Below are 15,127 nucleotides of genomic sequence, written 5' to 3' on the forward strand. Positions count from 1 at the left end.
GTGCGCACACAGTGGACTGGTTCACCGCACCCGAGTACTGGCTGAGCCGCCTGGTCTTCCAGCGGGCCCTGGCCGGTGTCTACCTGGTCGCGTTCCTGACGGCCGCCCTCCAGTTCCGGGCGCTGCTCGGCGAACGGGGGATGCTGCCGGTGCCGCGCTTCGTCGAGCGGGTGCCCTTCCGGCGGGCCCCGAGCCTGTTCCACTGGCGCTACTCCGACCGCCTGTTCGCGGGCTGCGCCTGGACGGGCTGCGCGGTGTCGGCGGCCCTGCTCGCCGGTCTGGACGGTCTGCTGCCCCTCTGGGCGGCGATGGCGCTGTGGCTGGTGCCGTGGGCGCTGTATCTGTCGATCGTCAACGTGGGCCAGACCTGGTACGGGTTCGGCTGGGAGTCCCTGCTGCTGGAGACGGGCTTCCTCGCCGTGTTCCTCGGCAACGACGAGGTGGCCCCACCGGTCCTCGTGCTCTTCCTGATGCGCTGGATCCTGTTCCGGGTCGAGTTCGGCGCGGGCCTGATCAAGATGCGGGGCGACGCCTGCTGGCGGAAGCTGACGTGTCTCTACCATCACCACGAGACCCAGCCGATGCCCGGCCCGCTGAGCTGGTTCTTCCACCGTCTGCCGAAACCGCTGCACCGCGTGGAGGCGGCGGCCAACCACTTCACCCAACTCGTCGTGCCGTTCCTGCTGTTCGCCCCGCAGCCGATCGCGACGGCGGCCGGGTGCCTGATGATCCTCACCCAGCTGTGGCTGGTGCTGTCGGGTAACTTCGCCTGGCTGAACTGGATCACCGTCGTGCTGGCCGTGTCCGCGCTCGAACTGCCCGCCGGCCGGCGGTCGGCGCCCGCCACCCCGCTCTGGTACGAGATCGTGGTCCTCGCCGTGGCCGCGCTGCTGCTGTTCCTCGGCTACCGCCCGGTGGTCAACATGCTCTCCCGCCGCCAGGTGATGAACCGCTCCTTCGATCCGCTGCATCTGGTCAACACCTACGGCGCGTTCGGCAGCGTGAGCCGGATCCGCTACGAGGTCGTGATCGAGGGCACGCTCGACGAGGTGCCGCGCGAGGACTCCGACTGGCGGGAGTACGAGTTCAAGGGCAAGCCGGGCGATCCCCGGCACTGGCCGCGCCAGTTCGCGCCGTACCATCTGCGGCTGGACTGGATGATGTGGTTCGCGGCGCTCTCCCCCGCGTATGCCGGGGCGTGGTTCGCCGCCTTCGTGGAACGGCTGCTGGAGAACGACCGCGACACGCTGAGGCTGCTGCGCCGCTCCCCGTTCCCGCCCGACGAGCCCCCGCGCCACATCCGCGCCCGCCTCTTCCGCTACCGCTGCACCACCTGGCGCGAGCTGCGGGAGACAGGCGCGTACTGGCATCGGACCTACGTGCGGGAGTATCTGCCGCCGACGCGGCTGGCGGGGTCGGCTCAGAGGCCGTAGACCCGGACGGCGGTGGTCTCGAAGATCTCGGTGTGCGCGTCCGGGTCGGTCAACCGCCGTGCGTGGTCCAGGACTTCACCGTAGGAAGCGGTGGGCGTGCACACCGGCCAGTCCGAGCCGTACATCAGCCGGGCCGGCCCGAAGGCCTCGAGCACGGTGTCCGCGTACGGGCGCAGGTCCTCGGTGGTCCAGGCCGCGGGGTCGGCCTCGGTGACCATGCCGGAGAGCTTGCAGACCGTGTTGGGCAGCGCCGCGAGGGCCCGGACGTCGGACGCCCAGGGCTCCAGCGCGCCGGAGGCGATCGGCGGCTTGCCCAGGTGGTCGAGGACGAAGGTGAGTCCGGGCAGGGCGGCGGCCGCCTCGACACAGGCCGGGAGCTGGTGGGGCAGCACCACCAGGTCGTGGACGAGGCCGGCGGCGGCTAGGGCGGTGAGCCCGCGCTGTACGTCCGCCCGCAGCAGCCACCGCGGGTCCGGCTCGCCCTGGACCTGGTGACGGATGCCCTTGAGGTACCGGCCGCCGGGGAGTTCCCGCAGCCGGGCCAGTTCGTCGGCGACGTCCGCGCGGGTGAGGTCGGTCCAGCCGACGACCCCCGCGATCAGGTCGTTCGCGGCCGCGAGGGCGAGGAACTCGGGGGTCTCCTCGGCCACGGTGACCGTCTGGACGAGGACGGTGCGGTCGACTCCGGCCGCCCGGGCCTGCGGCGCCAGATCGGCGACGGTGAAGTCCCGCCGCAGCGGGCTGCCTTCGGCGATCCAGTCCTGGTCCCGTACCGACAGGTCCCAGACGTGGTGGTGCGCGTCGACGGTCACGGCAGCTCCCAGACGACGGGCAGGCCGGCGCCCGCGCCCTCGTCGGAGTAGTCGTGCACCACGTCGAGCAGCTCGGCCATCCGCGCCTGCCACACCACGTTGACCGGAAGCTTCTCCAGCTCGGCGAGGAGGCGCGGGTAGTCCTCGCACTCCAGGACATGGAACAGATCGGTGCGGCTGCGCCAGATCGTCCAGGAGGTGGCGCCGGCGGCGCGGATGGCGTCCGTCAGCTCCTTCGGCACCTCCCGGTGCGCGGCCTCGTACGCGGCGACGCGGTCCGCACGGACCCTGGTGTGCAGGGCGACCCTCATGACGGCTCCTCGGGGGGAAGCAGACCCGTGTCCCGCAGCTCCTGCCAGAAGGCGGCGGGGACCCGGGTCGTGAACTGTTCGGCGCAGTCCCGCACTTCGGCGGCCGAGCGGGCGCCCACCAGGACGCTCGCCACGGCCGGGTGGGCGGCGCAGAACGCCAGGGCGGCGGCCCGCAGGGTGATGCCGTGCCGGTCGGCGGTCTCCTTCATCCGCAGGGCCCGGTCCAGCAGCCCGGCCGGCGCCCGCGCGTAGTCGAAGGTGGCGCCGGGCCGGGGGTCGGCCAGCAGACCGGAGTTGAAGGCGCCCCCGACGACCACCGACACGCCACGCTCGACGGCGGCGGGCAGCAGCTCGGCCCGGGCCCGCTGGTCGAGCAGGGTGTACCGGCCCGCGCACAGCACCACGTCGACGTCCGTGTCCCGGACGAAGCGGGTGAGCATCTCCGCCTGGTTCATGCCGGCGCCGATCGCCCCGACGACGCCCTCCGAGCGCAGCTTCTCCAGCGCCGGGTAGCCCTCCCGGAAGGCCTGTTCGGCGTGGTCGTCGGGGTCGTGCAGGTAGACGACGTCCACGCGGTCGAGGCCGAGTCGTTCCAGGCTGGCCTCCAGGGTGCGTCGTACGCCGTCGGCGCTGAAGTCCCATACGCGGCGGTGCGTGGCGGGGACGGCGAAGCCGTCGGCCAGGTCGTCGCCGCCCCGGTCCGTGGCCTCCAGACGGCGTCCCACCTTGGTCGAGACCGTGTACCGCGAGCGCGGGTGCTCGCGCAGGGCCGCGCCGAGGCGGCGTTCGGACAGGCCGAGACCGTAGTGCGGCGCCGTGTCGAAGTAGCGGATGCCCTGCTGCCAGGCGGCGGCCACCGCCTCGTACGCCCGCTCCTCGCCGACCTCGGTGAAGAGGTTGCCGATGACGGCGGCGCCGAAGGCGAGCGGACTGACCGGGACGCCGCTGCGCCCGAGCGTGTTCACCGGCCCACCGGTCGCAGCCGCAGGCCCTGCATCCCGCCGTCGACGGCGAGGGAGGTGCCGGTGGTGGCGCCGGACAACGGGCTCGCCAGATAAGCGATGGCGCCCGCGACCTCGTCGGCGGTGACCAGCCGGCCGCTGGGCTGGCGGGCCTCCAGGGCGGCGCGCTCGGCGGCCGGGTCGTCGGCCGCGTCGAGCAGCCGGCCGACCCACGGGGTGTCCGCGGTGCCGGGGTTGACGCAGTTGACGCGGATGCCCTCGCGTACGTGGTCGGCGGCCATGGCGAGGGTCAGCGAGTACACCGCGCCCTTGGTCGCGCTGTAGAGGGCGCGCTGCGGCAGACCGGCGGTGGCGGCGATGGAGCAGGTGTTGACGATCGCCGCGTGCGAGGAGCGCCGCAGGTGGGGCAGGACGGCGCGGGCCGCGCGGACCATGCCGAGGACGTTGACGTCGAGGACCCGGTGCCATTCGGCGTCGTCGTTGTCCTCGACGGTGCCCTGGGCGCCGACCCCCGCGTTGTTGACCAGGATGTCCAGCCCCCCGAGGTCGGTGACGGCGGCCGCGACCGCCGCCCGCACGGTGGCGTCGTCGGTGACGTCGGCGAGATATCCGAGCAGGGGCTTCCGCACTCCCGACGGGTCCAGGTCGAGGACGGCGACCCGGGCGCCACGCTCGGCCAGGAGCTGCGCGGTCGCCCGGCCGATGCCGGAGCCGCCCCCCGTCACCAGGGCCGTCAGCCCTTCGAAGTCGCTCACGCCGCCTTCTCCTTCCGGATCACGAGGTCGGCGGCCCGGAAGTCGCCGGCGGGTTACGTGCCGCATATTTATCAGACCACTTCCGCTCCACGACACCCCCCGGGTAGCTTTTTGGCGAGTTGCATGCCCAAGTGGTCCGACCACCTCGCTGGGGATCGCGGCGCATCGGCGACAGGAGAGGCCACGTGGAAGACACTGCGCGCAGCGGGAGCGGCGTCCCGAAGGGCACGGTGACGCAGCGCGCCATCGAGCGGATCAAGGCGATGATCACCGACGGGTCGCTGGAGCCCGGCCAGCGGCTGCCGACCGAGCGCGATCTCGCGGTCGAGCTGGGCATCTCCCGCAGCTCGATGCGCGAGGCGATCCGGGCGCTCACGGTGCTGGGGGTGCTGGAGGCCCGGCACGGTTCCGGGATCTACGTCACCGCGCTGGAGGCGGGGGACCTGCTGGAGACGTTCGGGGTGGTGGCCGATCTGTCGCGGGGCCCGCGTCTGGTCGAACTGCTCCAGGTACGCCGGGTCCTGGAGTCGACGGCCACCGCACTGGCCGCGGCCCGCATCACCCCGGAGCAGCTGGCCGTCGTGGAGGGGCACCTCGCGGCGATGAACGCGACGGACGACCCGGAGGAGATCCTCGCGCACGACCTGGAGTTCCACCGGGTGATCGCGGCGGCGGCCGGCAACGAGACGATGGCGGCGATCCTGGAGGGCCTGTCCTCCCGTACCTTCCGGGCCCGCGTCTGGCGCGGCTATCAGGAGGAGGGCGCCTTCGCCAGGACCCGCCGCGAGCACGCCGCGATCCACCGCGCGCTGGCCGCCCGTGACCCGGAGGCCGCCCGGGCGGCGGCGGCCGCCCACGTGGGCGAGGTGGAGGAGTGGCTCAGGGGGCAGGTGGGGCCCTGAGCCACGGCCGCCTCTCGACGCGGGACTCCCGGAGGGGCAGAGTTCTCCTACGTACTCGCCAGTAGTGCACGCACACCGAGGGAGCTGCCTGTGACCAGCTGGGTCGGCCGGACCGCCGTCGAGATCGCCGCCGCCGTACGCGCGAAGGAGGTCACGCCCCGTGAGGTGGTGGCCGAGCATCTCGCGCGGATCGAGCGGCTGGACGGCCGGATCGGAGCGTTCCGCACGGTGCGGGCCCGAGCCGCCCTGGCCGAGGCCGAGGAGCTGGCCACCCGGGGCGATCTGACCGGACTGCCCCTGGCCGGGGTGCCGGTGGCGGTCAAGGACAACCTCGGTGTGCGGGGCGAGGCGACCCGGGTCGGCTCGGCCGCGACGCCGGACACCCCGGCCGATGCCGACCATGTGACGGTGGCCCGGCTGCGGGCGGCCGGCGCGGTGGTCGTGGGCCTGACCAATGTGCCGGAGCTGTGTGTCTTCGGCACCACGGAGGGCGTGTACGGCACCGCCCGCAATCCCTGGGACACCTCCCGCACGGCGGGCGGTTCGTCGGGCGGCAGCGCGGCCGCGGTCGCCGCGGGCCTGGTGCCGATCGCCCTCGGCAACGACGGCATGGGCTCGCTGCGCATCCCGGCGGCCAACTGCGGCCTGGTGACCATCAAGCCGGGCCACGGGGTGGTGCCGGCCGGGATCGGCGAGGGCGACTGGTTCGGGATGTCGGAGAACGGTCCGCTGGCGACGACGGTCGAGGACACGCGGCTGATGCTGTCGGTCCTCGCGGACACCGACGTCGTGACGCCCGGGGAACCGGGTGCGCTGAGGGTCGCCGTCTCCGTGCGCAGCCCGCTGGCCGGGGTCACGGTGAGCAAGCCGTACACGGGCGCCGCGCGGGACGCGGCCGGGGTGCTGGTCCGGGCGGGACATCACGTGGAACGGGCCGAGCCGCCGTATCCGCTGTCGCTGGGCGTCACCTCGCTCGCGCACTGGACGGCGGGCACGGCGGTGGACGCCGCGAGCCTCGACCCACGGCTGCTGACCCGGCGCACCCGGGTGCACGCGGCCGTCGGCCGGCGCTTCCTGTCCGGCGTGCGGGGCGGCTCGGCACGGGACGCACTGCGCCGACGCCTCGAGCCGTTCTTCGCGGAGTACGACGTGCTGCTCACTCCGGCGCTGGCGCGACGGTCACCGAAGTCGGAGCCGTGGCACGAGCGGGGCTGGCTGCGCAACGTCGCGGTGAACACGAACTACTCGCCGCTGACGCCGCCGTGGAACCTGACCGGCTGGCCCGCCATGGCGGTCCCCTTCGGCACCCTGCCGTCCGGTGCTCCCACCGCGGTGCAGCTGGTGAGCCTGCCGGGGCGGGAGGGCGAACTGCTGCGGCTGGCCGGGCAGTTGGAGAGCCTGTGGCCGTGGCGACGGACGGCTCCGCTCGACTGAGCGGAGAGAGCGGGCCCGGCGTGGGCGTGCCTGGCGCACGTCCAGGCCGGGCGACCGCGAGCGGTCAGTCCACGCTGGGCAGGATGTGGGGCTCGGCGAGGTCCTCCTCGTAGCCCGCCAGGCGGATGGGGGCGGAGCGGGCCCACACGTCGAGGCTGCCGATCTCGCCGGGCCGACGGCCGGCCCGCTCCGTGCGTTCCTTGGGACGTTGCTCGCGATTCGTCTTCTCCGGTGTCACCGCGCACTCCTTATGTGTCGGGTCACCCTCGGGGCGTGCCGGCCAGTCTGCGGTCCGGCGCCTGACGCTCCCTCGGGGCTGGCTCAAGTCGGTCGAGGACGCGGTGGCGCCGGCAACTTCTTGGAGGGCGAGCCGTTGTGAAGCGGCCTGTCCCATGACGGACCGTGGGTGTGGGTGGCACTCCGTACTGCTGTCCGTCCGCTACACATTAACCAAATGAGCGGGCGGCCGCTCGATAGGGCTGAAAATTTGGGGTAACCATGGCAAGTCACCCGTATGTCACCGCAGGTGAATTGAACCCTTTTCCACCCTGATGCACCTTCTGGATTCACCCGTCCGGGGGATATTGCCGGGCGTGGCGGCCCCAAGAGGCGGCGCATTCGCCCACGAGTTCGTCGCGCAGTTCAAGTGCCGTTCGTCCGGCCGCAAGCAGGCCATGGTCTGCTTGCGACCGGCGACGGCGGTCTCGCGGAAGGACTGACGCATGGAGCTGCGCAGCGTCGAGGAGCTGATGGACCTGCTGTACGCCTGCCGGGGCGTGCGGGACACCCCGGACCGGGGCCGGCCGGGCGTCGACCTGCACGATCACGCGCTCCAGACGGCGGCACTGCTGCGCCGCGCTCGCCCCGCCGACAAGGAGCTCCAGCTCACCGGGCTCGTCCACCCCATCGGTCACCTGCTGTGCCCCACCGACGCCACCGGCCGGCCGGAACGGGCCGCAGAGGCCGCACGCCCCCTGCTCGGCCCCCGGGTCTCCCGTCTCGTCCATCTGCACCCCTGGCGGGAGCCCAGCGCCGACGACGATCTGCTCAGCCTGCGCCAGGCCGACGAGGACGGCCGGGTGCCCGGGTTCGACGCGGGCGTGCTGGAGGACTGGCGCACGGTGCTGGAACTGGTGGCGGCACGGAACTCGCGTCTCGGGGCTGTCGACTGACGGACCGTCATGAGACGGTACGCCGATGACGTCGTCGTACGGGTTGCGGGGCAGGGCCGCCGTCGTCACGGGGGCCACGCGCGGGATCGGCTGGGCGGTGGCACGGGTGCTCGCCGACGCCGGGGCGCGGGTGTGCGTCAGCGCGCGGGATCCGGACCGGGTACGCCGCGCGGCCGAGGAGCTGGACGGCGTCGGACTGGCCGGTGACGTCGGGGACCCCGGGCACCCCCGGAAGCTGACCCAGCTGTGCCTGGACACCTTCGGCCGACTGGACGTGCTGGTCAACAACGCGGCGACCAACCAGCCCTACGGACCGCTCATGGACGCCGATCCCGGCGCCTGGCGGGAGGCGTTCACGGTGAACGTCGAGGCGCCGCTGCGGCTGGCGCAGTGCGCGTGGCGGGGCTGGATGCGTGAGCACGGCGGCGTGGTCGTCAACATCTGCACGGAGGGCGCGGGACACGTCGGCCCCGGTGTCGGCGCCTACGGCACCAGCAAGGCGGCCCTCCTCCACCTCACCCAGCAGCTCGCGGGCGAACTGGGCCCGGGAGTGCGGGTGAACTCCGTCTCCCCCGGCCTGGTACGCACCGAGATGGCCCGGTTCGTCTGGGAGCCGGGAGAACAGGAGATCGCGGCGGCCCTGCCGCTGGGCCGGATCGGGGAACCGGAGGACGTGGCACGCGCGGTGCTCTGGCTGTGCTCCGACGAGGCGAAGTGGATCACCGGGGCGGACCTGCTGGTGGACGGCGGCACGAAGGTGCGCCGGGCGCACCTCACCACCTGAGGGACGCGGGGGCGCGGGGAACCGCGCCGACGGCCCCCACAGCCCGCCGCCGACCACCGGCGCGGAGCGGCCCTACCACTTACCGGGCGCGTAGTCCTTCAGGAACACCCCGTACAGATCCTCACCCTGCTCGCCGCGCACGATCGGGTCGTAGACACGGGCCGCGCCGTCGACCAGGTCGAGCGGGGCGTGGAAGCCCTCCTCGGCGAGACGCAGCTTGTCGTAGTGCGGGCGCTCGTCGGTGATCCAGCCGGTGTCGACCGAGGTCATGAGGATGCCGTCGGCCTGGAACATCTCCTGGCCGCTGGTCCGCGTCACCATGTTCATCGCGGCCTTGGCGGCGTTGGTGTTCGGGTGGCCCGCGCCCTTGTAGCCGCGGCCGAAGACTCCCTCCATCGCCGAGACGTTGACGACGTACGCGCGGCCGCTCGTCGCCTTCCTGGCGGCGTCGGCCATGGCCGGGCGGAGCTTGCTGATCAGGATGAACGGCGCCGTGTAGTTGCACAGCTGGGTCTCGAGGAGCTCCACCGGGGAAATCTGCTCGATGGTCTGCACCCAGGTGTTGGTGTCGACGACGTCGGGGACCAGACCGCCCGCGTCGATGGCGGTGCCGTCGAGGTGCCGGGCGATGCTGGCGTTGCCCGCGACCAGGGCGAGGTCGGCGACCTGCTGAGCGTCGATGCCGGAGATTCCGGCGGGCAGCGTGGCCAGCCCGTCGACCGCGCCGGAGCCGAAGGCGCCGATGACATGGTGGGCGGGCAGCTCGCCGGCCGGCAGCGGCGCGCTCTCGCCGTCGACCAGGGCGGCGTACGCGGAGGCCAGTCGCCGGACGGTCTGCGTCGCGTTGTTGACGAGGATGTCGAGGGGGCCCGCCTCGGCGACCTGGTCGGCGAGGGCGACGGCCTGCGCCGGGTCGCGCAGGTCGATGCCGACGACCTCCAGGCGGTGCATCCAGTCCCCCGAGTCGTCCATGGCCTTGAAGCGGCGGATGGCGTCCTTGGGGAAGCGGGTCGTGATCGTCGTGTGCGCGCCGTCCCGCAGCAGCCGCAGCGCGATGTACATGCCGATCTTGGCGCGGCCGCCGGTGAGCAGGGCACGCTTGCCGGTGAGGTCGGCGCGCACGTCGCGCTTGTCGCGGTTCAGGCGGGCGCAGTCGGGACAGAGCTGGTGGTAGAAGTAGTCGACCTCGACGTACCGGGTCTTGCAGGTGTAGCAGGAGCGCGGGCGCTGGAGTATCCCGGCGATCCGGCCCTCCTCGGTGACCGAGGACGGCAGGATGCCCTCGGTCTCGTCGTCGATGCGCTGGGCGGAGCCGGTCGCGGTGGCTTCGGTGACCGCCTTGTCGTGGGCGGTCTTGGCGGCCCGGCGGTCCTGGCGGCGGCGCTGCTTCACGGTGCGGTAGACGCCGGCGGTGGCCCGGCGCACGGCGATCGCGTCGGGGTGGTCGACGTCCAGCCGGTCGAGTTCGTCCAGCACGGCGAGGCAGACGGCGAGCCGCTCCGGGTCGATGCCGGGCCCGTACACGACCTCGTCCACGACCTCCTCCGTGATCGCCGTCGAGCCGTCCTCTGTCACCGTCATCGCGCTGCCGCTTCCCTGATCACCCGTGCGGCGCTCCGACCGAGTCCGCCCTCGAAGGACGAATTTTACGGAGCGCCGGGCCGCTCCTCCAAACCCGTTCCCGTCAAGAGCCGCAGGCCGTGATGAGCGTCTCCACCTCGGCGGTCAGGGCGCGGGCGAACCGATCGAGGTCGGGGACCGCCTCGGCGTCGGCGACGAGCCCGTAGTGGATCTGGCCGCGGTAGGTGGAGACGGCGACCGCGAGGGCCTGGCCGCGGGCGAGCGGGGCGTACGGGAAGACCTCGGTCACCGGGTTCCCGCCGAGCTTCAGGCCGAAGCCGGGCAGGGGCACGCTGGTGACGAGGATGTCGAACCAGAGCCGGGCGGCGTGGCCGACCAGCGGGCCGCCGAGGCGGTGACCGAGGGCCGGGACGTGGTCGGCGAGCAGGGCGACGGCACCGGCGCCGCGGCCGGGGCCCGCGTCCTTGTTGCGGTCCATGGCGGTGCGGACCGTGGCGAGACGGCGCAGCGGGTCCGGATCGTTCACGGGAAGCCGCATCAGGTACCCGGAGAGCCGGTTGCCCTGGGGGTGGGCGGTGCGCGGGCGGCGCTTGGAGACGGGGATGAGCGCGCGCGGCACGACGCCCTCGCTGCCGTCGCCGCGTTCGTCGAGCCAGCGGCGCAGGGCTCCGGCGACGACCGCGATCAGCACGTCGTTGACGGTGCCGCCGGCGACCTTGCGGATCCGGTGCACGTCGTCGAGGTCGATGACGACTCCGGCGGTGCGTCGGGTTCCGGTGGACGCGGCGGTGAGGGCGGGGGTGGGGCGCATGCCCAGGGTGTGCACGGCGACGGAGGCGCCGATGTCGAGGGCGCGGCCCACGTCGGAGACGGCTCCGCGCAGCAGGCCGGGCAGTCTGCGCACGTCGGGGAGGGCGCCGCGGGCCGGTTCGGCGGGGCGGGGGCGGGGGGCGGGCAGATCCATGGGGTCGAGGACGGCGGCGGCCAGGGTCAGCGCGCGCAGTCCGTCGGCGAGGGCGTGGTGGAACTTGAAGAGCACGGCGAAGCGGCCGCCGTCCTCGTCGGGCACGACGTGGGCCTCCCAGGGCGGGCGGCCGCGCTCCAGGGGGCGTTCCATGAGCCGCCCGGCCTCGGCCTGGAAGTCGGCGGCGGGCGCGTGCAGCGTGACGTGGTGCAGGGGGTCGAAGTCGGGGTCCGCCTCCCGGGTCGCGCCGCCGAAGGCGAGCGACCGGCGCAGGTCGAACGGTTCCGAGCGGTCGAACGGCCGCCACAGGTCCCGGATCCGCATGCGCAGTCCGGGAACGGCGGCGGCACGGGACGCGAGCAGGTCGGCGGCGTGGGCGCCCGCGGTGGGCGACTGCGCCGTGAAGACGCCGAGCGCTCCCAGGTGCATGGGGTGCTCGGCCGACTCGAGGTTCCAGAACGCCAGGTCGAGGGGGGCCAGCAGATCATCAGCAGTCAAGGGCTTGCCTCGCGTCGGCTCAGAGTGGAGGCAATCAGTCAAGCGCGCTCGGGCGATTACGGTCAAGTACGATCAAGCTACACACAGTTAACAGCGCATTAAGTTCAGGACACCAGCTGGCCCTTACCCAGGGCAATCACGCCGCCCTTCGACACCGTGTACAGCTCCGCGTCCCGCTCCGGGTTCACGCCGATGGTCGCACCCGGAGGGACCCCCACGTTCTTGTCGAGCACCGCCCCGCGCACGACCGCACCCCGTCCGATGTGCACGTTGTCGTGCAGGATCGAGCCCTGCACGACCGCTCCCGGGTCCACCACCACACCCGGCGACAGCACCGAGCGGGTGACCTGCCCGCGGATCAGGCACCCCGAACTGATGATCGACTCGCCGGCGATCCCGCCCGCGTTGAAACGCGCGGGGGACAACTGGCCCGAGTGGGTGTAGATGGGCCAGCTGCGGTTGTACAGGTTGAAGGCGGGGCGCTCGGCGATCAGGTCCATATGGGCGTCGTAGTACGCGTCGAGCGTGCCGACGTCCCGCCAGTAGCCCTGGTCCCGGGTGGTCTCGCCGGGCACGTGGTTCTCGTGGAAGTCGTACAGCTGGGCCTCGCCGCGCCGGGTGAGCGCGGGCAGGATCGAGCCGCCCATGTCGTGGACGGAGCTCTCGTCCTCGGCGTCCCGCTGGAGCGCCTCTATGAGCGCCTTGGTGGTGAAGATGTAGTTGCCCATCGACGCGAACACGCACTCCGGGTCGTCGGCGAGCCCCGGCGGGTCGGCCGGCTTCTCCAGGAAGCGCTCGACCGTCAGCCCGTCCGAGCCCGGGGTGATCACCCCGAAGGAGGAGGACTCGCCGCGCGGGACCCGGATCCCGGCCACGGTCACGCCCGCGCCGCTGTCGATGTGCTGGGTGAGCATCTGGCGCGGATCCATGCGGTACACGTGGTCGGCGCCGAACACGGCCACGTACTCGGGCCGTTCGTCGTAGATCAGGTTCAGCGACTGGAGGATGGCGTCGGCGCTGCCGAGGTACCAGCGCGGCCCGAGCCGCTGCTGGGCCGGGACCGGCGTGACGTAGTTGCCGAGCAGACTGGACATCCGCCAGGTGGTGGTGATGTGCCGGTCCAGCGAGTGCGACTTGTACTGCGTCAGCACACAGATACGCAGGACGTCCGCGTTGACCAGGTTGGACAGCACGAAGTCGACGAGCCGGTACGTGCCGCCGAAGGTGACCGCTGGTTTGGCGCGGTCAGCCGTGAGAGGCATCAGGCGTTTGCCCTCACCACCCGCCAGCACGATTCCGAGCACCGAAGGCCCGCCACGACGCATGCCCGCTCCCCTCACCCTGGTTGAACCATGGTTGCCCCCGGCCGGGGGAACTAAGCCTGTTTGACGATCTCCTCGTACAGCCCGACCGTCCGCCGGGCCACCGCGTCCCAGCCGAACTCCCCCACCGCGCGCACCCGCCCGGCCTCGCCCATCCGGCGGCCGGCCGCCGGGTCACCCAGAACCGCGTCCAGCGCCCGCGCGAGGCCCGCCTCGAAATCGTCGTCCACCTCCACGAGCGTCCCGGTCACCCCGTCCTCGACGACCTCCGGAATGCCGCCGACCCGGGAGGCCACGACGGGAGTGCCGCAGGCCATCGCCTCCAGATTGACGATGCCGAGCGGTTCGTACACCGAGGGGCAGACGAACACGGCGGCATGCGTGAGGAGTTGGATCACCTCGGGGCGCGGCAGCATCTTCGGGATCCAGTGCACCCCGTCACGGGCCCGGCTCAGCCCGGCGAAGAGATCACGGAACTCCTGGTCGATCTCGGGGGTGTCGGGCGCTCCCGCGCACAGCACGACCTGCGCCGCGGGGTCGATGTCCCGGACCGCGCGCAGCAGATGGGGCACGCCCTTCTGCCGGGTGATGCGGCCGACGAACAGCACGAACGGACGGTCCGGGTCGAGACCGATCCGGGTGAGGGCGTCGGTGCCGTGATCGGGACGGTACAGGGCGGTGTCGATGCCGTTGTGGACGACGTGGACCCGGTCCGGCGCGAGCGTCGGGTAGCAGGCGAGGATGTCCTCGCGCATCGCCGCGGAGACGGCGATCACCGCGTCGGCCGCCTCCACCGCGGTCCGCTCGGCCCAGCTCGACAGGGCGTAGCCGCCGCCGAGTTGCTCGGCCTTCCAGGGCCGCAGGGGCTCCAGCGAGTGCGCGGTCACCACGTGCGGGACGCCGTACAGCTCCTTGGCGAGGTGGCCGGCGAGGTTGGCGTACCAGGTGTGGGAGTGGACGAGCTCGCGGCCTTCGAGGGCGGCCGCCATGGCGAGGTCCACGGAGAAGGTGCGCAGCGCGTCGTTGGCACCGTCCAGCGCTGACCAGGGGCGATGCCGCTGGACGCCCTCGGTGCGGCCCTCGCCCCAGCAGTGCACGTCGAGGTCGACCAGCCGCCGCAACTCACGGGCCAGGAACTCCACATGGACGCCCGCGCCGCCGTACACGTCCGGGGGATACTCCCGGGTCAGCAGTCCCACTCGCACCCGGAACCCCCACATCTCACTCAGCGACCGGCTCCCTTCATGGTCACCCAGACGGGGCGCGTGGGGAAGAGCGCGGGGGTCGTGTGAAGCAACAGTCGCCGCAGACGCCCCCGCCGGGCACCCGGTAGTACAGGCAGCAGCTGCGCCGGCGGAAGGCGGTACCGGCCGAGGTCCCGGTGCCCGGGAGGAGTGCCCCGGTGTCCGCGAGGAGGGGGTGGGTGAACAGCTCTGCGGTGAGGGCGCGCGCGCGTGCGGCGACGTCGGGACGGCCGTGCGCGCGGGCCCACAGATCCAGCTGCCGGGCGGCCCCGGCCAGCGCGGATCCGGAGTTGCCCCGCAGCAGCCCCGGCGCGACCGGGCGGCGGGCGCGCAGCGCGGCGGAGAGGGGTTCGAGGTGGCCGTCCAGGACCGTCGCGGCCACGGTCGCCGCGTCCCCCGGCCGGTCCCGCACCTCGGTCAGCCACAGGTCGTCCGGGGCGGTCGCGTCCGGGTCCCAGCACAGCAGCCCCGGAGCGAGGTCCGGGATCCTCCCGTACAGGACGGCGCAGCCCAGCGTCACCGACCAGAGGCGGGCCGCGAGGCCCTGCTGCGCCACCGAGGCCCCGATCCGGTCCTCCGGGGCGCGCAGGGCCCGGGTCACCTTGCGGACCCGGTAGGCCAGCGGATCCCCGTGGACGTCCGGTGCCGCGCTTCCGGAGGTCTCCCGGCAGGCCGGCTCCGCGTAGGCCCGGGCGAGGGTCGGCGACGGCGCGGCCGGCTCTCCTGTGCCACCCGGCCGTGTGCGCAGGACGAAGAAGGGGCCGAGCGGGCGCAGCGCGGCGAGATCGGGGTCGAGGTCCACGAAGTGCAGTAGTACCAAGGCCGTCAGGGCCCGCGCTCAGGGGGATCCCTGGTCCGTCACCCGCCTGAGGGAGGACAGTGGGCCTTCAGTACTCCATCGGTAGTAGGACCTATTGCGTGCTCAGGTACGACGACGGGAACAGATCGACAGG

The 15,127-nt window shown here is 72.8% G+C and carries 15 protein-coding genes; 5 read left to right on the forward strand and 10 right to left on the reverse strand.

Going from position 1 to position 15,127, the window contains the following annotated elements:
• Window positions 1-11 precede the first annotated feature (11 nt).
• Window positions 12-1,433, forward strand: coding sequence for a lipase maturation factor family protein (locus ACFVYS_RS21490; RefSeq protein WP_389504212.1), 1,422 nt, complete (start codon window positions 12-14; stop codon window positions 1,431-1,433).
• On the opposite strand, the gene ACFVYS_RS21495 is transcribed toward ACFVYS_RS21490, so the two are convergent.
• The 4 genes from ACFVYS_RS21495 to ACFVYS_RS21510 are packed head-to-tail and all read right to left on the reverse strand — an operon-like array spanning window position 1,421 to window position 4,273.
• A complete protein-coding gene (locus ACFVYS_RS21495; RefSeq protein WP_389504214.1) occupies window positions 1,421-2,245 on the reverse strand; it encodes an amidohydrolase family protein in 825 nt (274 codons plus the stop codon). The genes ACFVYS_RS21490 and ACFVYS_RS21495 overlap by 13 nt on opposite strands.
• Window positions 2,242-2,556, reverse strand: a complete 315-nt coding sequence (locus ACFVYS_RS21500; protein ID WP_389504216.1) for an L-rhamnose mutarotase — start codon at window positions 2,554-2,556, stop codon at window positions 2,242-2,244. The genes ACFVYS_RS21495 and ACFVYS_RS21500 overlap by 4 nt, the downstream gene beginning before the upstream one ends.
• Window positions 2,553-3,521, reverse strand: a complete 969-nt coding sequence (locus ACFVYS_RS21505; protein WP_389504218.1) for an aldo/keto reductase — start codon at window positions 3,519-3,521, stop codon at window positions 2,553-2,555. Before ACFVYS_RS21505 ends, ACFVYS_RS21500 begins: the two co-directional genes overlap by 4 nt.
• Window positions 3,518-4,273: an SDR family NAD(P)-dependent oxidoreductase gene (locus tag ACFVYS_RS21510; protein WP_389504220.1), complete on the reverse strand. Its 756-nt coding sequence runs from the start codon at window positions 4,271-4,273 to the stop codon at window positions 3,518-3,520. Before ACFVYS_RS21510 ends, ACFVYS_RS21505 begins: the two co-directional genes overlap by 4 nt.
• Before the next feature lie 185 nt (window positions 4,274-4,458).
• On the opposite strand from ACFVYS_RS21510, the gene ACFVYS_RS21515 reads away from it, so the two are divergent.
• Window positions 4,459-5,175, forward strand: coding sequence for a FadR/GntR family transcriptional regulator (locus ACFVYS_RS21515; protein ID WP_389504222.1), 717 nt, complete (start codon window positions 4,459-4,461; stop codon window positions 5,173-5,175).
• Window positions 5,176-5,265: 90 nt separating this feature from the next.
• Window positions 5,266-6,609: an amidase gene (locus ACFVYS_RS21520; RefSeq protein WP_389504224.1), complete on the forward strand. Its 1,344-nt coding sequence runs from the start codon at window positions 5,266-5,268 to the stop codon at window positions 6,607-6,609.
• 64 nt (window positions 6,610-6,673) lie between these two features.
• Here the strand turns inward: ACFVYS_RS21520 and ACFVYS_RS21525 are convergent, their stop codons facing one another.
• The gene (locus ACFVYS_RS21525; protein WP_103782545.1) at window positions 6,674-6,847 is read right to left on the reverse strand and encodes a hypothetical protein; all 174 of its coding nucleotides are present in this window, start codon (window positions 6,845-6,847) and stop codon (window positions 6,674-6,676) included.
• Window positions 6,848-7,331: 484 nt separating this feature from the next.
• Between ACFVYS_RS21525 and ACFVYS_RS21530 the strand changes: the two genes are divergently transcribed.
• Complete coding sequence (locus tag ACFVYS_RS21530) at window positions 7,332-7,781, forward strand: hypothetical protein (protein WP_389504226.1); 450 nt, start codon at window positions 7,332-7,334, stop codon at window positions 7,779-7,781.
• A 25-nt stretch (window positions 7,782-7,806) separates the two neighbouring features.
• Window positions 7,807-8,565, forward strand: a complete 759-nt coding sequence (locus ACFVYS_RS21535) for an SDR family oxidoreductase (protein WP_389504228.1) — start codon at window positions 7,807-7,809, stop codon at window positions 8,563-8,565.
• A gap of 72 nt (window positions 8,566-8,637) precedes the next feature.
• Here ACFVYS_RS21535 and ACFVYS_RS21540 read toward each other — a convergent pair whose 3' ends face one another.
• The 5 genes from ACFVYS_RS21540 to ACFVYS_RS21560 form a co-directional block, all read right to left on the reverse strand.
• Window positions 8,638-10,146 (reverse strand): SDR family NAD(P)-dependent oxidoreductase, encoded by a 1,509-nt coding sequence (locus ACFVYS_RS21540; RefSeq protein ID WP_389504230.1) that lies wholly within the window; start codon window positions 10,144-10,146, stop codon window positions 8,638-8,640.
• Window positions 10,147-10,249: 103 nt separating this feature from the next.
• Window positions 10,250-11,608, reverse strand: coding sequence for a wax ester/triacylglycerol synthase family O-acyltransferase (locus ACFVYS_RS21545; RefSeq protein ID WP_389504232.1), 1,359 nt, complete (start codon window positions 11,606-11,608; stop codon window positions 10,250-10,252).
• Between the two features lie 104 nt (window positions 11,609-11,712).
• On the reverse strand, window positions 11,713-12,933 hold the full coding sequence (gene glgC / locus ACFVYS_RS21550) for a glucose-1-phosphate adenylyltransferase (protein ID WP_389504234.1): 1,221 nt from the start codon (window positions 12,931-12,933) through the stop codon (window positions 11,713-11,715).
• Window positions 12,934-12,983: 50 nt separating this feature from the next.
• On the reverse strand, window positions 12,984-14,135 hold the full coding sequence (gene glgA / locus ACFVYS_RS21555; protein WP_389504236.1) for a glycogen synthase: 1,152 nt from the start codon (window positions 14,133-14,135) through the stop codon (window positions 12,984-12,986).
• 43 nt (window positions 14,136-14,178) lie between these two features.
• Complete coding sequence (locus tag ACFVYS_RS21560; protein WP_389504238.1) at window positions 14,179-14,994, reverse strand: (2Fe-2S)-binding protein; 816 nt, start codon at window positions 14,992-14,994, stop codon at window positions 14,179-14,181.
• Window positions 14,995-15,127: the final 133 nt, after the last annotated feature.

The organism is Streptomyces sp. NPDC058295 (assembly GCF_042880655.1).
In the GTDB taxonomy this organism is placed as follows: domain Bacteria; phylum Actinomycetota; class Actinomycetes; order Streptomycetales; family Streptomycetaceae; genus Streptomyces; species Streptomyces coriariae.

Coding starts and splice junctions, on each gene's coding strand:
- ACFVYS_RS21500 (WP_389504216.1), bottom strand. CDS start 2,556: ATGAGGGTCGCCCTGCACACCAGGGTCCGTGCGGACCGCGTCGCCGCG.
- ACFVYS_RS21530 (WP_389504226.1), top strand. CDS start 7,332: ATGGAGCTGCGCAGCGTCGAGGAGCTGATGGACCTGCTGTACGCCTGC.
- ACFVYS_RS21535 (WP_389504228.1), top strand. CDS start 7,807: ATGACGTCGTCGTACGGGTTGCGGGGCAGGGCCGCCGTCGTCACGGGG.
- ACFVYS_RS21540 (WP_389504230.1), bottom strand. CDS start 10,146: ATGACGGTGACAGAGGACGGCTCGACGGCGATCACGGAGGAGGTCGTG.
- glgC (WP_389504234.1), bottom strand. CDS start 12,933: ATGCGTCGTGGCGGGCCTTCGGTGCTCGGAATCGTGCTGGCGGGTGGT.